Below are 1,373 nucleotides of genomic sequence, written 5' to 3' on the forward strand. Positions count from 1 at the left end.
GCGATGCCGGTATCGGCGCGCAGGCGGGCGACGACGGATTTGCCGCCGAGCTTGGTGACGGCGAAGGTGTCGGAGCCGGCGGGTTCCACCACCTCGATCAGGCAGTCGCCCTCGGTCAGCGAGCGCGCCTTGCGATCGGCGCCATCGGGATCGGTCAAGGCCTCCGGGCGGATGCCGAAGATCACCTGTCTGCCGGTATAGGCGGTCAGGCCGTCATTGCCTGAGACGACCGGCAGTCGGAGCGGGGCGGCATTCGGCCGTTCCAGCGAGACTTCGAGACCGCCGGCGCCGTTCTCGACGGTGGCGGTCAAGAGGTTCATCGCCGGCGATCCCATGAAGTCGGCGACGAAGATGTTGGACGGGCTGTTATAGATCTCGGCCGGCGTGCCGAACTGCTGCAGCACGCCGTCCTTCAGCACGGCGATCTTGGTCGCCAGCGTCATCGCCTCGATCTGGTCGTGGGTGACGTAGACGAAGGTGGTGCCCATGCGCTGATGCAGCCGCTTGATCTCGGTGCGCATGTCGACGCGCAGCTTGGCATCGAGATTGGAGAGCGGTTCGTCGAACAGGAAGACCTGCGGATTGCGCACCAGCGCTCTCCCCATGGCGACACGCTGGCGCTGGCCGCCGGACAGCTGGCTCGGCTTGCGGTCGAGCAGATGGCCGATCTGCAGCATGTCGGAGACCTGGGCGATCGCCCTGGCCCGCTCCTCCTTCGGCACGCCGCGGATCTCCATGCCGAAGGCGATGTTGCCCGCCACCGTCATGTTCGGATAGAGCGCGTAGGACTGGAACACCATGGCGATGTCGCGCTTGGAAGGGTGCAGGCCGGCGATGTCGCGCCCGTCGATCCGGATATCGCCGGAGGTGATCGTCTCCAGCCCGGCAATGGTGTTGAGCAGGGTCGACTTGCCGCAGCCGGACGGGCCGACCAGCACGAGAAAGCCGCCCTTTTCGAGTTCGAGGTCGATCCCCTTGAGAATGTCGACGGCGCCGAAGCGCTTTTTGAGACCGGAGATTTCGAGGAAGGCCATGGATTACCCTTTGACAGCGCCCGCCATCAGACCGCGCACGAAGTAGCGGCCGGCGAGGATATAGACGATGAGCGTCGGCACGGCGGCGATCATCGCAGCCGCCATGTTGACATTGTATTCGACGACGCCCGTCGAGGTGTTGACGACATTGTTCAGCGCCACCGTCATCGGCATGGTGTCACCGGTGCCGGCGTAAGCCGAGGCAAACAGGAAGTCGTTCCAGATATTGGTGAACTGGTAGATCACCGTGACGACGATGATCGGCAGCGAGTTCGGCAGCATGATGCGGCGGAAGATCTGGAAGAAGCTGGCGCCATCGACCTGGGCGGCCCTGACCAG

At 64.5% G+C, this 1,373-nt stretch carries 2 protein-coding genes; both read right to left on the bottom strand.

The features are described 5' to 3' along the window. Window positions 1–1,034 (bottom strand): ABC transporter ATP-binding protein (locus GFM02_RS34700; RefSeq protein ID WP_168324226.1); only part of this gene is annotated, 1,034 nt, incomplete at its 3' end. 3 nt (window positions 1,035–1,037) lie between these two features. Then, window positions 1,038–1,373: carbohydrate ABC transporter permease (locus GFM02_RS34705; protein WP_168324227.1), on the bottom strand; the 336-nt coding region annotated here is incomplete at its 5' end.

The sequence above is a fragment of the Rhizobium leguminosarum bv. viciae genome, from assembly GCF_012276115.1.
Lineage (GTDB): Bacteria > Pseudomonadota > Alphaproteobacteria > Rhizobiales > Rhizobiaceae > Rhizobium > Rhizobium leguminosarum_T.